General features: G+C 69.6%; 18 protein-coding genes. 13 read left to right on the forward strand and 5 right to left on the reverse strand.

What is annotated here, in order from left to right:
• Positions 1-234 precede the first annotated feature (234 nt).
• The 5 genes from HGG74_RS01565 (at position 235) to HGG74_RS01585 (ending at position 5,305) form a co-directional block, all read left to right on the forward strand.
• Positions 235-1,074, forward strand: a complete 840-nt coding sequence (locus HGG74_RS01565; protein WP_168484572.1) for a Bax inhibitor-1/YccA family protein — start codon at positions 235-237, stop codon at positions 1,072-1,074.
• Positions 1,075-1,181: 107 nt separating this feature from the next.
• Positions 1,182-2,111, forward strand: a complete 930-nt coding sequence (locus tag HGG74_RS01570; RefSeq protein WP_168484573.1) for an aldose 1-epimerase family protein — start codon at positions 1,182-1,184, stop codon at positions 2,109-2,111.
• Between the two features lie 75 nt (positions 2,112-2,186).
• Complete coding sequence (locus HGG74_RS01575) at positions 2,187-3,479, forward strand: AI-2E family transporter (RefSeq protein ID WP_168484574.1); 1,293 nt, start codon at positions 2,187-2,189, stop codon at positions 3,477-3,479.
• Positions 3,479-4,717: a threonine ammonia-lyase gene (gene ilvA / locus HGG74_RS01580; RefSeq protein WP_168484575.1), complete on the forward strand. Its 1,239-nt coding sequence runs from the start codon at positions 3,479-3,481 to the stop codon at positions 4,715-4,717. The genes HGG74_RS01575 and ilvA overlap by 1 nt, the downstream gene beginning before the upstream one ends.
• Positions 4,718-5,305, forward strand: a complete 588-nt coding sequence (locus tag HGG74_RS01585; protein WP_168484576.1) for a rhomboid family intramembrane serine protease — start codon at positions 4,718-4,720, stop codon at positions 5,303-5,305. It abuts the gene before it with no gap.
• Positions 5,306-5,359: 54 nt separating this feature from the next.
• Here HGG74_RS01585 and greA read toward each other — a convergent pair whose 3' ends face one another.
• Positions 5,360-5,851 carry a transcription elongation factor GreA gene (greA, locus tag HGG74_RS01590; RefSeq protein WP_312856692.1) on the reverse strand — a complete coding sequence of 164 codons (492 nt, stop codon included), beginning with the start codon at positions 5,849-5,851 and terminating at the stop codon, positions 5,360-5,362.
• A gap of 317 nt (positions 5,852-6,168) precedes the next feature.
• Complete coding sequence (locus HGG74_RS01595; protein WP_168484578.1) at positions 6,169-6,636, reverse strand: DUF4307 domain-containing protein; 468 nt, start codon at positions 6,634-6,636, stop codon at positions 6,169-6,171.
• Positions 6,637-6,692: 56 nt separating this feature from the next.
• On the opposite strand from HGG74_RS01595, the gene mca reads away from it, so the two are divergent.
• The 5 genes from mca to phoH2 all read left to right on the forward strand — a co-directional run bounded on the left by mca (position 6,693) and on the right by phoH2 (position 12,696).
• Positions 6,693-7,619, forward strand: a complete 927-nt coding sequence (mca, locus tag HGG74_RS01600) for a mycothiol conjugate amidase Mca (RefSeq protein WP_312856709.1) — start codon at positions 6,693-6,695, stop codon at positions 7,617-7,619.
• A gap of 78 nt (positions 7,620-7,697) precedes the next feature.
• Positions 7,698-8,042, forward strand: coding sequence for a hypothetical protein (locus tag HGG74_RS01605; protein WP_168484579.1), 345 nt, complete (start codon positions 7,698-7,700; stop codon positions 8,040-8,042).
• A 2-nt stretch (positions 8,043-8,044) separates the two neighbouring features.
• Positions 8,045-10,234, forward strand: coding sequence for a thioredoxin domain-containing protein (locus HGG74_RS01610; RefSeq protein WP_168484580.1), 2,190 nt, complete (start codon positions 8,045-8,047; stop codon positions 10,232-10,234).
• A gap of 93 nt (positions 10,235-10,327) precedes the next feature.
• Positions 10,328-11,089 (forward strand): isoprenyl transferase, encoded by a 762-nt coding sequence (locus HGG74_RS01615; RefSeq protein WP_168484744.1) that lies wholly within the window; start codon positions 10,328-10,330, stop codon positions 11,087-11,089.
• 197 nt (positions 11,090-11,286) lie between these two features.
• Positions 11,287-12,696 carry an RNA 5'-3' helicase PhoH2 gene (gene phoH2, locus HGG74_RS01620; protein ID WP_376766113.1) on the forward strand — a complete coding sequence of 470 codons (1,410 nt, stop codon included), beginning with the start codon at positions 11,287-11,289 and terminating at the stop codon, positions 12,694-12,696.
• Between the two features lie 14 nt (positions 12,697-12,710).
• On the opposite strand, the gene HGG74_RS01625 is transcribed toward phoH2, so the two are convergent.
• The 3 genes from HGG74_RS01625 to HGG74_RS01635 all read right to left on the reverse strand — a co-directional run bounded on the left by HGG74_RS01625 (position 12,711) and on the right by HGG74_RS01635 (position 15,842).
• Complete coding sequence (locus HGG74_RS01625) at positions 12,711-14,117, reverse strand: sensor histidine kinase (protein ID WP_168484582.1); 1,407 nt, start codon at positions 14,115-14,117, stop codon at positions 12,711-12,713.
• Entirely contained in the window at positions 14,110-14,769 is a 660-nt protein-coding gene (locus HGG74_RS01630) for a response regulator (RefSeq protein WP_168484583.1), read from the reverse strand. The genes HGG74_RS01625 and HGG74_RS01630 overlap by 8 nt, the downstream gene beginning before the upstream one ends.
• A gap of 119 nt (positions 14,770-14,888) precedes the next feature.
• Complete coding sequence (locus tag HGG74_RS01635) at positions 14,889-15,842, reverse strand: AfsR/SARP family transcriptional regulator (RefSeq protein WP_246262513.1); 954 nt, start codon at positions 15,840-15,842, stop codon at positions 14,889-14,891.
• Between the two features lie 400 nt (positions 15,843-16,242).
• Between HGG74_RS01635 and HGG74_RS01640 the strand changes: the two genes are divergently transcribed.
• The 3 genes from HGG74_RS01640 (at position 16,243) to HGG74_RS01650 (ending at position 18,881) form a co-directional block, all read left to right on the forward strand.
• The gene (locus tag HGG74_RS01640; protein ID WP_168484584.1) at positions 16,243-16,752 is read left to right on the forward strand and encodes a prepilin peptidase; all 510 of its coding nucleotides are present in this window, start codon (positions 16,243-16,245) and stop codon (positions 16,750-16,752) included.
• Positions 16,753-16,837: 85 nt separating this feature from the next.
• Complete coding sequence (locus HGG74_RS01645) at positions 16,838-17,308, forward strand: NUDIX hydrolase (protein WP_168484585.1); 471 nt, start codon at positions 16,838-16,840, stop codon at positions 17,306-17,308.
• Positions 17,309-17,438: 130 nt separating this feature from the next.
• Positions 17,439-18,881: an amino acid permease gene (locus HGG74_RS01650; RefSeq protein ID WP_168484586.1), complete on the forward strand. Its 1,443-nt coding sequence runs from the start codon at positions 17,439-17,441 to the stop codon at positions 18,879-18,881.
• Positions 18,882-18,886: the final 5 nt, after the last annotated feature.

An 18,886-nucleotide genomic window follows, 5' to 3' on the forward strand; every position in this document is an offset into this window, starting at 1 on the left:
TGGCTCTCGGTCACCTCAGTATTCTAGCGAGCGGGCAGCACCGGCTTGGCCGCCCGGCGGCAGCGGAACGGGAGGAACAGGACGGGAAAGGATCAAGGAAGTGCAACGATTGGCACTGTTCCTGCCTGCCGGGGAGAGATCCGGGCCTGTTGTTCGTTGGAGTTGGTAGGGTTGGTTAAACCAGACCCATTCCTGGACGTTCCTTAGATGCCCCCCAGATGGAGGACAAAAAACATGGCACTCGGTGGAAATCCGGTCTTCAACAACCCCAACGCGTTCCGCAAGGAGCCGGGCGGGGCGGCGGCCGGTTCGGCAGTGCTCGCCGGACAGGCGCAGATGAGCAGCGAGCAGCTGCAGGATCTCTACAACCGCCCGTCCGCAGGCCCGGCCCAGACCGGCCGGATGACCTACGACGACGTGATCATGAAGACGCTGGCCTGCCTGGTCCTGGTGCTGGCCGGTGCCGCCGTCGGCTGGATGGTTCCGGCGCTTATGATCCCCGGCATGATCGTGGGCCTGATCCTGGGCCTGGTCAACTCCTTCAAGCGGCAGCCCTCGAAAGGCCTGATCCTGGCCTACGCCGGCGCCGAGGGTGTCTTCGTCGGCGCCCTGTCCATGGTCATCGACTCGATGTACCCGGGCGTGGCACCGCAGGCAGTGCTCGGCACCGTCTGCGTCTTCGCCGTGACGCTGGCCCTGTTCAAGAGCGGCAAGGTGCGCGCGACGCCCAAGGCCATGAAGTTCTTCATGATTGCCATGGCCGGCTACCTGGTGTTCTCGCTGGTCAACTTCGGACTGGTGATGTTCGGCGTGCTCGACAACCAGTGGGGCATGCGCGGCATGGACATCTCCATCATGGGCATCAGCATCCCGCTCGGCGTCCTGATTGGCCTCGTGGCCATCGCGCTGGCGGCGTTTGCGCTGATCATGGACTTTACCTCGATCGAGGAGGGGGTCAAGGCCGGGGTGGATGCCCGGTTCGCCTGGACTGCCGCCTTCGGCCTGACCGTGACGCTGATCTGGCTGTACGTGGAGATCCTGCGCGTCCTGGCCATCCTGCGCGGCGAGGAATAACGCCCCGCCCCTGCGAAGCCTGACCGTGCGCCCCGGAGATCCGGGGCGCACGTCGTTTAACGGCACACGGCGGCGGTGCCCGGACCACTGCCCGGTAGCTTTAAGCCATGAGCCTTCAGCAACCCCGCCCGGCCAGCGGCGAGCAGTTCGAGATTTCCCGCGGCGACGCCCGCGCCGTGGTCACGGAACTGGCCGGCTGCCTGCGCCTGTTCGAACGGGACGGGGTGCAGCTGACCGAGACCTTCGGGGACTCGGAGATTCCGCCGGGCGCGGCAGGAATCCTGCTGGCCCCGTGGCCCAACCGGGTCGCCGGCGGCCGGTGGCTGCTGCACGGGCGCCCGCAGCAGCTGGACATTACCGAGCCGGGCCGCGGACATGCCAGCCACGGCCTGCTGCGCAACACCGGCTACCAGCCGGTGGAGCGGTCGGCCTCGGCGGTGGTGCTGCGTGCGGAAATCTTTCCGCAGCACGGCTACCCTTTCCGCCTGACCCACCAGGTCCGCTATGCCATCGACGACGGCGGCGGGCTGGCCGTGACGCAGAGCCTGACCAACCACTCGGCCGAGCCGGCGCCGGCGGCCCTGGGTGCCCATCCCTACCTGCGGCTGGGCGGGGTGGAGACCGGACAGCTCACGCTGACCGTCCCCGGCGACACGTGCCTGGCCGCGGACGAAAGCCTTATCCCCACTGAAGCACTGCCGGCCGCGGGTGCCTTGGATCTGCGCGGTGGTGCCGGCGTGGCAGGTCTTGCCCTGGACACGGCGTACACCGGCCTCCGCCGGGATCCGGACGGCCGCGTCCGCTGCACCCTCAGCGCCCCGGACGGCCGCAGCGTGGCCCTGTGGCAGGACGAAGCATTCCCGTACGTGCATATTTTGGTCACGGACAGGTATCCGGGCCGGACGGTGGCGGTCGCGGTGGAACCGATGACCGCACCGGCCAATGCCTTCAACAGTGGGCAGGGGCTGACCTGGCTGGCTCCCGGCGAAACCCTGTCCGGCAGTTGGGGCATCACGGCGCAGCTGGCAGCACGCTGACCACCGGCCGCCGGCGCTGCTGCGGTCTTCATCACCGCCAGCGTATATGCGCCAGGATGTGAAACTATTGGACGTATGAGCCGGCCTTCGCCAGAATTCCGCCCCGTTCCCGGGCGCCTCCCCGGGAACGTGCCGCACCACGCCCGCGAGGACGTGCCCTACGCGCTGCGGATCAGCGCTGCGTGGGCCTGGCGGGTCGGCGTGGTCGTCGCAGTGTCCGGCGTGCTCGTCTGGATGCTCAGCTACGTGTCCCTGCTGATTATCCCGCTCATGGTCGCCGCCTTGCTCTCGGCACTGCTGAGCCCCGTGGTCCGGTTCCTGAGCAAGGCCAAAGTGCCCCGCGGGTTGGCGGTGGCGATCACCATCCTTGGGTTCCTCGGCCTGGTCGGCGGGGCCCTGTCCCTGGTGGGCCGGCAGCTGGTGGCCGGGTTCAGCGCCCTGGGGGACCAGGTGCTCGAAGGTGTGCGCCAGATCCAGACCTGGTTGACCGAAGGACCGCTGCATCTGACCACGGCGCAGCTGAACGATTACATTACCGAGGGCCTGCGCCAGCTGCAGAACAACAGCAGTGCCATCTTTTCCAGCGCCCTGACCGTCGGTTCCACCGCCGGACATATCTTTACCGGCCTGCTGCTGACGATCTTCACCCTGATCTTCTTCCTCCTCGACGGCGGCCGGATCTGGGCGTTCCTGGTGCGCCTGCTGCCGCGCAAGGCGCAATTGGCCGCGGACGGAGCCGGACGCCGCGGCTGGACCTCCATGGTGCAGTACATCCGGGTCCAGATGTTCGTTGCCTTCATCGATGCCCTGGGCATCGGTGCCGGCGCGGCGATCATCGGGGTGCCGCTGGCGCTGCCGCTGGGTGTCCTGGTGTTCCTCGGATCGTTCATCCCCATTGTCGGTGCGCTGGTCACCGGCTTCATCGCCGTCCTGCTGGCCCTGGTCGCCAACGGGTGGATCAACGCCCTGATCATGCTGGCCATCGTGCTGGGCGTGCAGCAGCTGGAAGGACACGTGCTCCAGCCGTTGATCATGGGCAAGGCGGTGTCGCTGCACCCGCTGGCAGTGGTGCTGGCCGTCGCCGGCGGGACCATGGTCGCCGGGATTCCCGGAGCCCTGTTCTCCGTGCCGCTGCTGGCCATGCTCAATGCGGCGGTCCGCTATATCGCGGCCCGGGCCTGGGAAACCGACCCGGCGCTGCTGCCGGCGGCCGAAGGTGCGGCCAGAGCCCGCGGAGTGCCCGGCCCGGCCTCGGCCGGCGCCCCGGCAGGCGCAGCCACGACCGAACATACTACCGACGCAACCGGCGCAGGCCGGCCGGCCGGCATGGACGCCGCCGGCGCGCGCGAAAGGAGAGGAACCAACTGATGACAGCTTTGACGCAACTGCCGGTCACCCTCGGCGATGTCATGGAGGCCCGCAAGCTGCTCGAGGGCGTGGTCGAAGAGACGCCCGTCGAACAGTCCCGGGCGCTGGGCCGCATGGTCGGTTCCGAGGTGTTCCTCAAGTGTGAGAACCTGCAGCGGGCCGGATCCTTCAAGGTCCGCGGCGCCTACGTGCGCATGGCCAGGCTCTCTGCCGGGGAACGGGCCCGCGGTGTCGTCGCGGCGTCGGCCGGCAACCACGCCCAGGGCGTGGCCGTGGCCGCTGCCCGGCTGGGCATCAAGGCCCGGATCTACATGCCGCTGGGCGTGGCCCTGCCCAAGCTGGCGGCCACCCGCGGCCACGGCGCCGAAGTGATCCTGCACGGGCACAACGTGGACGAGGCGCTGGCCGAGGCACAGCGTTACGCCGAGGAAACCGGGGCGGTCTTCGTCCATCCCTTCGACAACGCGGACATCATTGCCGGCCAGGGCACCCTCGGCCTGGAGATCCTGGAGCAGATTCCCGACGTCGACACCGTGGTGATGGGCGTCGGCGGCGGCGGGCTGCTGGCCGGCGTCGCCACCGCAGTCAAGGCGCGGGCGCGGGAGCTGGGCCGGCCGATCAAGGTGATCGGCGTGCAGGCCGAGAACGCGGCAGCCTACCCGCCGTCGCTGGCCGCGGATGCGCTGGTGCCGCTGAAGAAGGTCTCCACCATGGCCGATGGCATCGCCGTCGGCCGGCCTGGCCAGCTGCCGTTCTCCATCATCCGCGAACTGGTCGACGACGTCGTCACGGTCAGCGAGGACGCGCTGGCCCGGGCGCTGATCTTCCTGCTCGAACGGGCCAAGCTCGTGGTGGAGCCGGCCGGAGCGGTCGGCGTGGCCGCCCTGATGGAGGGCATCATCGAATCCCCGGGAACCACCGCGGTGATCCTCTCCGGCGGCAACATCGACCCGATGCTCCTGCTCAAGGTCATCCAGCGGGGTCTGTTCGCCTCCGGCCGCTTCATGTCGGTGCGCATGATGCTCGATGACCGTCCCGGGTCGCTGGCCCAGATCTCCCGGATCATCGCCGAATCCGATGCGAACGTCACGCGCGTGGACCATACCCGGATCGGCGGCTCGATCAGCATGGGGGACGTGGCGATCACGATCGACATCGAGACCAAGGGGCACGAGCACTGCGAGCTGGTGCTGCGCAACCTGCGTGCCGAAGGCTTCCAGCCCATCGTGGTGCACTAGGTGCCGCGCGCAGCGCCGGCCGCGGATCCCGGCCGGGCGGGACGGGCCCGCCGGGGCCTGCTGGCGCTTGTGGTGTTCACCGGCATCCTGTGGGCGATCCAGCTGGTGAACCTGGCCACGGGCCGGGTGCTGAACTACCTGTTCGGCAACATTCCGCGGCGGCTGGACGGGCTGGACGGGGTGCTGTTCTCCCCGCTGCTGCACGCTGATTTCAACCACTTGGCCAGCAACAGCCTGCCGCTGATCGTGCTCGGCTTCCTGGTCTTTTTGGAGGGGGTGCGCCGGTTCGCCGCCGTGGTGGCCGCAAGCTGGCTGGTCTCCGGGGCCGGGGTATGGCTCACCGGCAGCGGGCTGACAGTGGGGGTCTCCGGGGTGGTCTTCGGGCTGCTGGCCTACCTGCTGGTGCGCGGGTTCTACAACCGGAACTGGAAACAGATCCTGCTGGCGCTGGTGATCTTCGTCTTCTACGGATCCGTCCTGTGGGGCGTGCTGCCGACGGCGGGGCCTGGCGTTTCCTGGCAGGCCCATCTGTTCGGCGCGGCCGGGGGAGTGCTCGCGGCGGTGCTGCTGCGCCGGAACGGGTCATGAAAAAGAGGGCGGACCCGCAGGTCCGCCCTCTGCCCTTCGCCTGCGGCCGGGGTGTCAGCCCGCGTAGGGCTTGGCGGAGATGATCTCCACCGTGATTTCCTTGCCGTTGGGGGCGGTGTAGGTGGTGGAGTCGCCGGCCTTCAGGCCGTGGATGGCAGCGCCCAGCGGGGACTTTTCGCTGTAGACGTCGATGTCGGCGTCGCCGGCCACCTCGCGGCTGCCGAGCAGGAAGGTCTCCAGGTCGCCGGCAATCTTCGCCTCGATGACCATGCCGGGTTCCACGATGCCGTCATCCGCCGGGCGCTCCCCGACGTGGGCGTTGCGCAGCAGTTCGGTGAGCTGGCGGATCCGTGCCTCGGCCTTGCCCTGTTCCTCCTTGGCGGCGTGGTAGCCGCCGTTTTCCTTGAGGTCGCCCTCCGAGCGGGCTTGTTCGATACGGGCAACAATCTCCGCCCGGCCGGGGCCGGAGAGATGATCCAGTTCAGCCTTCAGGCGGTCGTAGGACTCCTGAGTGAGCCAGGCGACGGGTGCGCTGGATGTGGACACGTACTTCTCCTTAGTTACTGCCGGCGCCACTGGCATGGTGCCGGCATGGTGACTCTCCGCCGGTCGCGGCCGCCGGTCCGGCAGCCGCGACAAGCAAAGACCCCGCCGTCCGGTGGATCAAGGGCCTGGGAAGCCGTAAGGTTCCCGGTTTCACCGGATGGGCGGGGCGGAATGTATAGGTCAAGTGTAGTCAGCCCCGCGCGGTTTGCCCAATGGAGGCACGCACCGCCCCTGCCGACGTCATACAGCTCAACGCCGGCGCACGCGGAGCCATTCCTGTCCACGGCAGGATTTTCCTGCCCGGGCGCGGCGGTTCCCTAGCGGCCGTCGTCGACGATCCAGCAGGAATCCACCCCGCCGCTGACACCCTCGGATTCGGTCCTCAACTCCACGCGGTGGGCGGTGATCCGGCCACCGTCGGCGCCCTCGCCGGCGGCATTGGGGCCGATGGTGACCGTTTTCCAGCCGACGATGGCGTACTGCTGGTTCAGGACCTGGACGGCGCACTCGGCGGTGGCTGCCGGGTCCTTGGTGACCTCGAAGTCCACCGCGGCGTGCAGCGGATCGGACAGGTGGAAGCCAACGTCCTTGGCGGACACCGGCGGGTTCCCTGACAGGGCCGCGAAGACAGCGGCCCCGGCGACGGCCAGTGCCAACGCCGCACCGGCGAGGACCTTCCTGGCCTTGCCCGGTTTGCCATCCGGCCGCCGCTTTTGGGTGCCGTAACGATTGGCTAGGCTTGTTCCGGAAGAAGTTTCGGCAGCGGTGGGTCCGGTGGTGCTCACACTGTCCACTTTATCGTGTTGGCCATACCCAAGGATCCCAGGAGCGCCAGTTGAGCATCCCCGCACCGTCACCCTCGGCCGGCGAGGAACCGAACGAGCCGGACGGCCTGCGCCTGCTGGCCGTGCATGCCCACCCGGACGACGAGTCCAGCAAGGGCGCGGCCATGATGGCCCGCTATGCGGCCTCCGGAGTGGAGGTCATGGTCGCCACCTGCACCGGAGGCGAGCGCGGGGACATCCTCAACGCGCAGATGGCCGGCGTGCCGCATGCGGAGCGGGACCTGGCCGGCCTGCGCCGGCTGGAGATGGCCAACGCCGCCAAGGAACTGGGGATCCGGCACCGCTGGCTGGGCTTCGTGGATTCGGGCCTGCCCGAGGGGGACCCGCTGCCGCCGCTGCCGTTCGGCAGCTTCGCCACACTGCCGCTGGAACGGGCGGCCGAGCCGCTGGTGCGGCTGGTGCGGGAGTTCAAGCCGCAGGTGATGATCAGCTACGACGAAAACGGCGGGTATCCGCACCCGGACCACATCATGGCCCACAAGGTTGCCGTGGAGGCCTACCACGCAGCCGGCGACGGGACGAAGTACCCTGCGGCCGGGGAACCCTGGACTCCCTCGAAGCTCTACTATGACCGTGCCTTCAACCCCGAACGGTTCCGCGCCCTGCACTATGCCTTGGAAGAGGCCGGACTGAAATCGCCGTATGCGGCCAGGATCGCCGCCTGGCTGGAGGCCGATGCGGAGGGGCACCAGCCGCCCATGCCGCAGCATTCGACGACGACCCAGATCGACTGCGGGGACTTTTTCGAACACCGCGAGCGGGCCCTGCTGGCGCACCGCACCCAGATCGAGCCCGGCGGATTCTTCTTCGCCGTCTCCGCCGAACTGCAGCGGAAGGTGTGGCCGTGGGAGGACTATTCGCTGGTCGACAGCCGCGTGCCCACGTCCCTGCCGGAAACGGACTTCTTCGCGGGCCTACGATAGTACCGGGTGGGATACCGCCACCTCCGGCACCGGGCCCCGCGCCGCCGGCCCGGGAGGACACCAGAAAGAGACTGACTTTTGCACCTGCTGCACGTACTTGCCACCGTCGCGCCGAACCCGGAGCCGACACTGCGGCCCGGGCTTGATCCGACCCAGGTCACCCCCGGGCCGTGGGGGTTCTTTATCACGTTCGCGCTGGCGGTGGTGCTGATCCTGCTGATCCGGGACATGACCAAGCGGATCCGCCGCGTGCGCTACCGGCAGCAGCTGAGCGAAGCGGAGATCGGTGACGCGCAAGCCGCTGAAGCCGCCGGCGGGTCCGGCCCGGCCGCCGGCAGCGGGGAACCGGACCGGGAACGCCCGCACGGGACGGCGCGGCCCGAGCCGCCGGCCGGCCCCGGCAAGTACGGACCGGGGAACTGACCATGGCCGGCCGCCTGCGCAACGAAGCCTCGGCTTACCTGCGCCAGCATGCCGGCAACCCGGTGGACTGGTGGCCCTTCTGCGACCAGGCCTTTGAACAGGCACGTCTGCGCGACGTGCCTGTCTTCATTTCGGTCGGCTACGCGGCCTGCCACTGGTGCCATGTGATGGCCCGGGAATCCTTCGAGGACGAGGCCACCGCCGCCTACCTGAACGAGCACTTCGTCAGCATCAAGGTGGACCGCGAGGAACGCCCGGATGTGGACGAGGTCTACATGGCGGCAACCCAGGCGCTGACCGGACAAGGCGGCTGGCCGATGAGTGTCTTCGCCCTGCCGGACGGCCGGGCCTTCTACGCCGGAACCTACTACCCGCCGCAGCCGTTCCCGGGCCGGCCGTCCTTCCGGCAGGTGCTCGAAGCGGTCACGGATGCCTGGGCCAACCGGCGCGAAGGTGTCGAGGCCAACGCGCAGGCCCTGGCCGCCGCCCTGGGCGAGGCCGCCGAGGTCAACCGCGCACTGGTCGGTTCCCTCTCCGGCGACGCAGCTGCCGCCGGTCCTGTCGTGCAGCCGGCCGCCGGATCGCAGCCGGAGGAACTGGCCGGGCTGTTGTCCGAGGCAGTGCGCGTGCTGGCCCGCGAGGAGGACCGCAGGTTCGGCGGCTTCGGGGACGCGCCCAAGTTCCCGCCGTCGGCCATCCTGCAGTTCCTGCTGCGCCATGCTGCCGCGCAGGGGGCTGTTCCGGCCGGCGCGGAGGCGGGGGAGGGCGCGGCGGATACTGCCGTGCTCGCCGCGGGGCTGGCCGCGCGCACGCTGCAGGCCATGGCCTGTTCCGCGCTGTACGACCAGCTGGAGGGCGGGTTCGCCAGGTACTCGGTGGACCGGCAGTGGTCCGTGCCGCATTTCGAGAAGATGCTCTACGACAATGTCCAGCTGCTGCGGGCTTACGCGCAGTGGGCCCTGCAGGGCACCGACCCCGGCGACCGGGACCTGGCGCGCGAGGTGGCCGGCTCGACGGCGGACTGGATGCTTTCCAGCCTGGGCCTGCCCGGCGGGGGCCTGGCTTCCTCCCTGGACGCCGACACTGTCGTGGACGGGCAGCACCACGAGGGCGGGACCTACCTGTGGTCGGTCATGGACCTGCACAAGGTGCTGGGGCCGGAGGGCGGCGACGCCGACTGGGTGGCCTCGGTCATGGGCATCAGGCCGCACGGAACGGTCACCGCCGAGGGCTCTCCGCTGCATCCTGGCCGGCGGCTGCATGCCGCCGAGACTGAGCGCTGGAACCGGCTCAAGCCCGTGCTGCGGCAGGCCCGCCGGCAGCGGGTACAGCCCGGCCGGGACGACAAGGTGGTCGCCGGCTGGAACGGGCTGGCCGTTGCGGCGCTGGCCGAGGCCGCCGGGGTCCTGGACCGCCCGGAGCTGCTTGAGGCGGCCGAGGCGGCCGCCGGCTACCTGCTGCGCGTGCACCTGGACGACGCCGGCCGGCTGGCCCGGGTCTCGCACGAGGGCCAGGCACGCGGCATCGAGGGGCTGCTCGAAGACTACGCCGGGGCCGCCGAGGGACTGTTCACGCTGTATGCGGCCACGGGGAACACCCGGTGGTACACGGCCGCCGAGCGGCTGCTGCTGCGCGCCGAGGAACGGTTCCTGGCCGGCGGGACGCTGCTGGACGAGGCCGAGCAGGCGCAGCAGCTGTCCGCGGCGCGCGGCGAACGCCGGGCCGCGGACCCGCTGGAAAGCGCTACCCCGAGCGGGGCGAGCCTGTTCGCCGGTGCCTTGGTGACCTACGCGGCGTACAGCGGTTCCAGCCGGCACCGCGCGCTGGCAGAGCGCCTGCTGGGCTACCTGGGCCGGGTCGCGCCCCGGCTGCCGCGGATGGCCGGGTGGGGCCTGGCCGTGGCCCAGGCGGCGGCCTGCGGTCCGGTGGAACTGGCGGTGACGGGCGAGCCGGCGGCCGCAGCGAAGCTGGTGCGCGCGGCCCGCCGTACCGGCAGCCCCGGGATGGTTGTCGCCGTGCAGGCAGCGGGCGCAGCTGCGGGCCAGGACCAGGGGCGCGCCGTCGTGCCGCTTCTGCAGGACCGGCCCGCGCCGGAGACCGGGGCGCTGGCCTATGTCTGCCGCGGCATGGTGTGCGCGCGGCCGGTGGCGGACGAGGCCGGCCTGCTGGCCCAGCTCAGGGCCGGCCGGTAAGCCGGCTGCGGGCCCACCGGCCTCCGGACGGGCCGCCCGCGGCGGTGGCGTAGAATTCCAGAGGCGGTGACGACAGATAAGGCAGGTGGGTACTTGAGGCTTCCGGGTGCCGTCTACCGCCTGTACGAACGCCGGCTGCAGCGCTCGCTGCTGTGCCAGCGGATGCCCCGCCACATCGGCGTGGTCGTGGACGGCAACCGCCGCTGGGCCAAGCTGGCCGGGGCGCCGACCCGCGAGGGGCACCAGGCGGGGGCGGACAAGATCCTCGAATTCCTCGGCTGGTGCGATGAGCTGGGGATCAAGGTCGTCACCCTCTACATGCTCTCCACGGACAACATGAACCGTTCCGGCGACGAGCTGGAACAGCTCATGGGGATCATTGCCAACACCTTGGACCGGCTGGGCGAAGCCAGGAACATGCGGGTGCGGCCGGTGGGGGCCCTCGAGACACTGCCGGACTACCTGGCCGGGAAGCTTGAATCGCTGGCGGCGCAGACCGCCGGGGCTCCGGGCGTCCACGTCAATGTTGCCGTTGGGTACGGGGGCCGGCAGGAGATCGTGGACGCGGTCAAGGAACTGCTTCTGGACGCGGCCGCCGACGGCCGGGACCTGCGCAGCGTCGCGGAGTCCCTGGGGATCGAGGACATCTCCCGCTACCTGTACACCCGCGGGCTGCCGGACCCGGACCTGGTCATCCGGACCTCGGGCGAGCAACGGCTCTCCGGCTTCCTGATGTGGCAAAGCGCCTACAGCGAGTTCTACTTCTGCGAGGCCCTGTGGCCGGATTTCCGCCGGCTGGACTTCCTCCGCGCGCTGCGGGACTACGGCAGACGGCAGCGCCGCTTCGGCACCTAGCTGTACTTGAACAGCTGGTTGTTCACCGCATCGTTACCGGGGCGGAAGGAAATTGCTGTTGTCCCATAAATTACACCGGCGTAATTTGGAACTATCAGCCGGTGACCGACGCCGGTTGACCGGGAGGCCGTCATTGCCGCAGCAGCCAGCGCAGCAAGGGAGGCCGGTTCCGGCCTCGCGGCCGGACCGGAATTCCTATCCGCACTGCAATCGAAGCGCCAGCGCTCGGGACGGGGGCTACCATGGCCACTACTGACACCACCGCAGGAACCGGCACCGCAGGATGCGCCGGGGGGCAGCCGGGGACGGCCGGGACGGCGGAACGCTCCTTCGTGCTGGACACCTCCGTACTGCTGTCCGATCCCCGGGCCATCATGCACTTCGCCGAACACGAGGTCATCCTGCCGGTCGTGGTGATCACCGAACTCGAAGGCAAGCGGCATGACCCGGAACTGGGCTACTTTGCCCGCAAGGCACTCCGGCTGCTGGACGACCTGCGGCTCGAGCACGGCGGGCTGAACCTGCCGATTCCCCTCGGCGACCAGGGCGGCTCGCTGCGGGTGGAACTGAACCACATTTCGCCCGAAGTGCTGCCCGAGGGGTTCCGGGGCGCGGACAATGACAGCCGCATCCTGGCGGTGGCAATGAACCTCGCCGGCGAGGGCCGGAACGTGACGGTGGTGTCCAAGGACCTGCCGATGCGCGTGAAGGCCTCCGCCATGGGACTGCAGGCAGACGAGTACCGCAACGAGCTGGTGGTGGATTCGGGCTGGACCGGCCTGGCCGAGCTGGACGTTGCCGCAGAGGATCTGACGCTGCTCTACGGCAACGAGCCGCTCTTCCTCCCGGCGGCGGCGGAGCTGCCCGCCAACACCGGGCTGGTCCTGCTGTCCGGCCGCGGTTCCGCACTGGGCCGGGTGGGCGCGGACAAGCAGGTCCGGCTGGTCAAGGGGGACCGGGACGTGTTCGGCCTGCACGGGCGCAGCGCCGAGCAGCGCCTGGCCATCGACCTGCTGCTCGACCCCGAGGTCGGAATCGTCTCCCTCGGCGGCCGGGCCGGGACCGGCAAGTCCGCCCTCGCGCTCTGTGCCGGCCTGGAAGCGGTGCTGGAACGGCGGGAGCACCGCAAGGTGGTGGTGTTCCGGCCGCTCTATGCCGTCGGCGGCCAGGAACTGGGCTACCTGCCCGGCTCGGAGGCTGAGAAGATGAACCCCTGGGCGCAGGCGGTCTTCGACACCCTCGGCGCGCTGGTGTCCGCCGAGGTCGTGGAGGAGGTGATGGACCGGGGGATGCTCGAGGTGCTGCCGCTGACCCATATCCGCGGCCGCTCGCTGCACGATTCCTTCGTGATCGTGGACGAGGCCCAGTCCCTGGAGAAGAACGTGCTGCTGACGGTGATGAGCCGGATCGGGCAGAATTCGCGGATCGTGCTCACCCACGATGTGGCACAGCGGGACAACCTGCGGGTGGGACGGCATGACGGCATCGCCGCCGTCGTCGAAACCCTCAAGGGGCACCCGCTCTTCGGGCACATGACGCTGACCCGGTCCGAGCGTTCACCGGTCGCGGCGCTGGTGACCGAACTGCTCGAAGGCGCCGACATTTAGGGAGCGGGGCGCTCCTAGCGCATGGCGGCCGGGGCCGGCAGGCCGGCCTCGACCGTCGTGCCGGCCCCGGCGGCGGAAGTGATCAGCAAGGTGCCGCCGGCGTCCGCCACGGTGTCGTGCAGGATGGCCAGCCCCAGGTGCCCCTCGGGGGCGGCCTGCCGGACGTCGAAGCCCCGTCCGTCGTCGGCCACGGTGAGCGTGGTGCCGTCCCGGGTTCCGGCAAGCACCACCTGGATCCGGCCGGCCTCGGAATGCTTGAGCGCATTGGCGACCGACTCCCGCGCCACCCGGTACAGCAGCACCTGCATGTTCGGATCCTCCGGTGCCGTGCCGCGGACCACCAGGTCGAAGTCCAGCCCGCGCGCGCGTACCGGATCCCCGAGCCGGTCCAGCGCCCCGGGCAGTCCGAGTTCGGCCAGGTCCGGCGGATACAGGTCGGTGGCAATGCCCCGCAGGGTGCTGATGTTTTCCTGGACCACGGCCCGGGCCTGGGCGAAAAACGACGGCGGAGGACCGGGTTCGTGCCGTTCGTAGGATTCGAGCGTGTAGGCCAGGCCGGCCAGGCCCTGGATCACCTCATCGTGCAGGTGCCGGGCCAGCCGCTGCCGCTCCAGGTCCGAGGCGCTGATCGCCTGTTCCAGCAGGCGCTGCTGGGTGTCGCTGTTCTGCTGCAGCCGTTTGGCCATCCGCAGCCCGGGAATCAGCAGGAGCAGCTGCAGCAGCAGCAGCGAGCCCAGGACGGCCGGCAGGATGCCCAGGACCATGCTGCGCTGGTCGTCGTGGACGACCTGCGCCGGATAGTAGGCCTCGACGATGACCGGTTCCCCGTTGGACGCCATGGTGCCCGCGTAGATCTCCACCAGCTCGCCGTGGCTCGACTCCGAGGCGCTCTCCGGATCCGTCTGGACCTCGAACCGGGCGCGCGGTTCGCCGCCGGCCAGCAGCGGCACGGCCCAGTCCGGCAGCGGGAACTGCCGGCCGATCAGTTCCCGGCGGTCCGAGTAGAGGATGGTCCCCTCGGCGTTCCAGACCTTGAACCTGACCAGGCCGACATGGCGGAAACTTGGGGCCAGCCGGCGGTCAAGCCGGTTCAGTGTGCTGGCGTCCTGGACCGGGCCGCGGGAGTCGATGAGCGGGCCGACCTCGTAGTCCGCCATGTGCTGGGTATTCTCGGTCGCGTGCCTGAGGGCCTGCTCCTTGGCGAGGGCGCGCGTGCCGAACACCACCGGAACCACCACGATCAGGAACGCGGCGAGGCCGGTGAGGGCGTAGCGGCGAAGGGCGCGGCGCGTTTCGGGCTGCAGATGCGACCGGCGGGGCAGGCCGGCCTCCTGGCTGCTGCCCGCGGTGGTGTATTGGAGCGGGGCAGCCGCGGAGCCCTTGGCCCGGACCGCGGCGGGCCTGCCCCAAGCCCTAAGCATCGGTGGTCCCCGGCAGCAGGTGGCGGCGCTGGGCGATGGCCACTGCCTCAAGCTGCGTATGCGCCCCGAGCTTGGCCAGGATGGATTTCACATAGCCGCGGCAGGTGTTCTCCGAAATGCCCAGCAACCGGGCATTGGCCCTGACGTCGTTGCCGGCCGCCATGAGCGACAGGACCTGGCGCTCGCGCGCTGTGAGCAGGTTGTGGTGGTCCGGTTCCGGCGGCGCCTGCTGCACGGCCAGCAGGGACGGGTGGATCATCATGCCGCCCGGCCGGGCGAACCGCACCGCGTCCAGCAGGTTCTGCAGCGAGCCGTCCTTGGGCAGGAAACCACAGATCCCGCTGCCGGCAGCCCGGCCGAGGATCTCCGGAGTGGGGTTTCCGGTCAGGACGATGATCCGGATCTGCGGACTGTCCTGCAGGATGGCGCCGGCGGCATCCAGCCCGTTGCCATCCTGCAGGTGGTAGTCCATGACGACGACGTCGGGCCGTACCGTGCGGCACAATTCGACCGCCGCCGCCGCACTGCCGGCATGGCCCACATGCAGCAGATCCTGTTCCCGGTCCAGCGCTTGCCCGAGCAGCTCCGCAAAGGTGGTGTGGTCGTCAATGACCACCACCCGCGCAGGCTCCGGCGAAGTATTTTCCGCCATTGTTCCGTCCCCAACCCAAGTCCCCCAACATGGTCTTATAGCGAGTATGCCTGCGCAGAAGACGGATGTATAGGGAAAAGTCGGTTGTGACGTGAGCCTGCGGTGGGCGGGGTCCGCGTTCAGGCCGAGGCGAGCGCGCGGCGCAGGAAGGAGTCCACCACCTGCCCTGCGGCCTGCAGGTTCTTCCCGGGGCGGCGGATTCCGGCGCGGACCGGAACACCGGGGCCGTCCTGGCCGGCCCGCATGCTGTCACTGAGCAGCAACAGCGCAGCCAGCACCTCGGACAGTTCGCCGTCCTCCTGGGCGGTGGCCTTCAGCAGGCGCGCGTGGGCCGCGCGCAGGGCGGGGCCGGGCATGCAGCCCATTTCGCGGTCGAGGAGCCGGCGGCACCGGTCATAGCTGCGGATGCCCTCGGCATAGCGTCCCGCCTGCTCCAGCCCGGCCACGAGGGCGGACCACGCCCGCTCGTTCAGCGGTTCGGCGCTGACCGCCTGCTGGGCCCAGCGCACGGCATCGTCCGCCCGGTCCAGGGCGGCGGCAGCCTCGGCGGCCAGCACCCGGGCCCCGGTCACCATCGACGCATGCCGGTCCCTGGCTTCCACGGCCCATTCGGGTGTCAGCTCGTCGCCGAGCAGCGGTTCCGCGGCCAGCTCCAGGGCCTCGACCAGCTGCGGATAGGCATCCGCAGGCCCGGCCAGCTCGGCATCGCGCAGCAGCGAGTCGAAGCGGTCCAGGTCCAGGTCCACCAGCTCCCGCTCCAGCAGGTAGCCGGCATTCGCCGTGCGCAGCGGACCGGTCCGGGCATGGCCCGGCTGCAGATGGCGGCGCAGCACACTCACATAGCTTTCCAGCGTGGCCAGGGCCTCGCCGGGAGCCTTGCCGCCCCAGAGCAGGTCCACCAGCTGGTCCTTCGATACCGTTGTGCCCAGGCGCAGCAGCAGGATCTCCAGGATCTGCCGCGGCTTCGGCCCGCCCAGGTTCGATGCCGTCAGGACGGTATCGCCCCGGCGGATCCGCAGATGGCCGATCATTTGCACGGAAATGGACATGAACTGTCCAGGCATTTGCTCCATGTCGTCCCCCTCGATGGATGCACCCCCAACGAATGCCCTTTCATCCTTGCCGAGGCACGGTTCCTGCCAACAGCCCCGGATCTGGGCACCCCGGACCCCCAATTCTGGGGGTGGCATCCGGCCGGAAGGGTTCCCCGCCGGCAGGGGAGGGGACCAAGGCTTTTCCCAAGCAGGCCCCGGCAGAGTGTGGCATGCCAAGGGTGCAGCGGAGCAGAAACACTCCGGCGACGGTGCAGTGCCGGCACCTGGCGAAGAACCCCGGGCCCCGGCTGCGCCCCCCAACTGCCGGGGCCCGGGCCCATTTAGGGACACCGGGGGCAGGAACGGGCCGCCGGGCTGTCACCGGCGCCGCGGCCGGGGAGGAGCAGGGGCTTCGGAAGTGATGTTGTAGCTTAGGGCTATGATCGAGCAACTGGCCCGGCTCTGGCCGGCGGCCCCGCTGCCGTTCTGGGCACTGCTGGCAGCCTGCCTGTACCTGCTGGCGGTGGGGGCCCGGCTGAGCTGGATCGACGCGCGGACCCACAGGCTGCCCAACCGCATCGTGTTCCCCGCCTATGCGGTGGCCTCCGCCCTGCTGTCGACGGCGGCGCTCGCCGCCGGGGATCTGGCCCGGCTCTGGGGTGTCGCGGCCGGGGGAGCGGTGCTGTGGGCGTTCTACTTCCTGGTCCGGTTCATCCATCCGGCCGGCATGGGCTTCGGGGACGTGAAGCTGGCAGGGGTGCTGGGGATGTACCTGGGATACCTCGGGTTCGGCCAGCTGCTCTGGGCCACCCTGGCGGCCTTTGCTCTTGGCGGCCTGTACGGGCTGCTTCTGCTGGCCCTGCGCCGCGGGACGCTGAAATCGGCCATCCCGTTCGGCCCGTTCATGGTGCTCGGCGCCATCGCCGCGATGCTGCCGGCGGCCAGCTAGCACTTCGCGTCTTCCCCTGACCGTACCGGGCCTGCCGGCTGCGCCCGGTTGGCCTCCGGCCCTGCCGGCGGCATACCGTAGGGCTATGCCCACCCCTGACTTCATCCTGCAGCTGCGCGCCAAGATCGGACATGACCTGCTGTGGCTGCCGGGGGTCACCGCAGTGGTGCTTGACGATGCCGGCAGGGTGCTGCTGTGCCAGCGCGCGGACACCCTGTGCTGGACGCTCGTGACCGGGATCCTCGATCCGGGGGAGCATCCGGCCCGGGGCGCGGTGCGGGAAGTGCTGGAGGAAACCGCCGTGGTGGCCGAGGTGGAGCACCTGGCCGAGGTCCATGCCGGCGGGCCGATGCAGTTCGTCAACGGCGACCACGCCCAGTTCCTGAACCTGACCTTCCGCTGCCGGTACGTTTCCGGCAGCGCCCGGGTGAACGACGACGAATCCGCCCAAGTGCGCTGGTTCGGCCTGGACGAACTGCCCCGGCTGCCGGACTACCACCGGGACCGCCTGCATGCCGCCCTGCGCGCCACCGGCGTGCCGGAATTTGTCCGTTAAGGCACTTCCGGCTATTCCGCACGGACAGCGCCCGGGCCATACTCAAGAACGTACAAGGCATACGCCGGACGGAGCCCGGAGGGTGCAGGGTTCCGCCCGGCAGATGCAGGAGCGAACATCGGAGTCCGGTATGTCCACCTCGAGCGGGTCGCAATCCATCCTCAGGCGCAAACCGATCGTCGAACTGGAGGAGGAGAGCAGCGAAAGCCATCTTTCCAAGAGCCTGGGCCTGTGGCAGCTGACGGCGATCGGCGTCGGCGGCATCATCGGCGTCGGAATCTTCACCCTGGCCGGGCTGGTGGCCGCCGGCGGCCCGGACGCCCCGCCCGTCGGCCCGGCGGTGCTGATTTCCTTCCTGATCGCCGGCCTGGCCAGCGCGGCGGCGGCCCTGTCCTATGCCGAATTCGCCGGGATGATTCCATTTGCCGGATCGGCCTACACCTACGGCTACGTCGCCTTGGGCGAGATCATCGGCTGGTTCATCGGCTGGGACCTGTTGCTTGAGTACACCGCCATCGTGGCCGTCGTCGCCATCGGCATCTCGGGCTATTTCACCGCCTTCATGGAAGGACTGGGCCTTCAGGTGCCGGTCTGGATGCAGGGCACCGGCGACACCATCGAAGGCGGCGTGGTGAACCTGCCGGCCATCGTGGTCTGCCTGCTGATCACCTGGATCCTCAGCCGCGGTACCCGCACCTTCGGCCGGTTCGAACTCGTGGCGGTTGGCCTGAAGATCCTGCTGATCCTCTTCATCATCGGGCTCGGCATCTTCTACGTGAACACGGACAACTACACACCGTTCATGCCCTCCGGCTTCGGTGCGGTGTTCGCCGGAGCCGCCACCGTCTTCTTCGCCGTCTTCGGCTATGACGCGATGAGCACGGCCGCCGAGGAATCCGTCGACGGGAAGAAATACATGCCGAAGGCGATCCTGCTCTCGCTGGCCATTGCCATGACACTGTATGTGCTGGCCACCCTGGTGCTCACCGGGATGCAGAACTACCGGGACATCAGCCCCACCGCGGGGTTTGCCTCCGCCTTCCAATCGGTGGGGCTGCCGGTCATCGCCACGATCATCTCCGCCTTCGCGGTGATCTCGATCCTGACCGTGATGCTGACCTTCCTGCTGGGCGTGACCCGGGTGTGGTTCTCGATGAGCCGCGACGGACTGCTGCCAATGTGGTTTGCCGCGACCGACCAGCACGGCACCCCGCAGCGGGTGACCTGGATCGCCGGGATTGCCTCGGCGCTGCTGGCCGGGGTGTTCCCGATCCGCGCCGTGGCGGACCTGACCAACATCGGCATCCTGGCCGCCTTCGTGGTGGTGTGCGTGGCCGTGATCGTCCTGCGGCGCACGCGGCCGGAGGTCCCGCGGACGTTCAGGCTGCCGCTGATGCCGGTGGTGCCGGCCTTCGGCGTGATCGCCTCGGGCTTCCTGATGCTGCAGCTGCACTGGGAGACCTGGCTGCGCTTCCTGGTGTGGCTGGTGGCAGGCCTGTTCATCTACCTCACCTACAGCCGCAGGCACTCGCTGATGAATCCGCAGAGCCCGCGCCACCGCACCGTGCCGTAAACACC

It is taken from the genome of Arthrobacter mobilis (genome assembly GCF_012395835.1).
In the GTDB taxonomy this organism is placed as follows: Bacteria; Actinomycetota; Actinomycetes; order Actinomycetales; family Micrococcaceae; genus Crystallibacter; species Crystallibacter mobilis.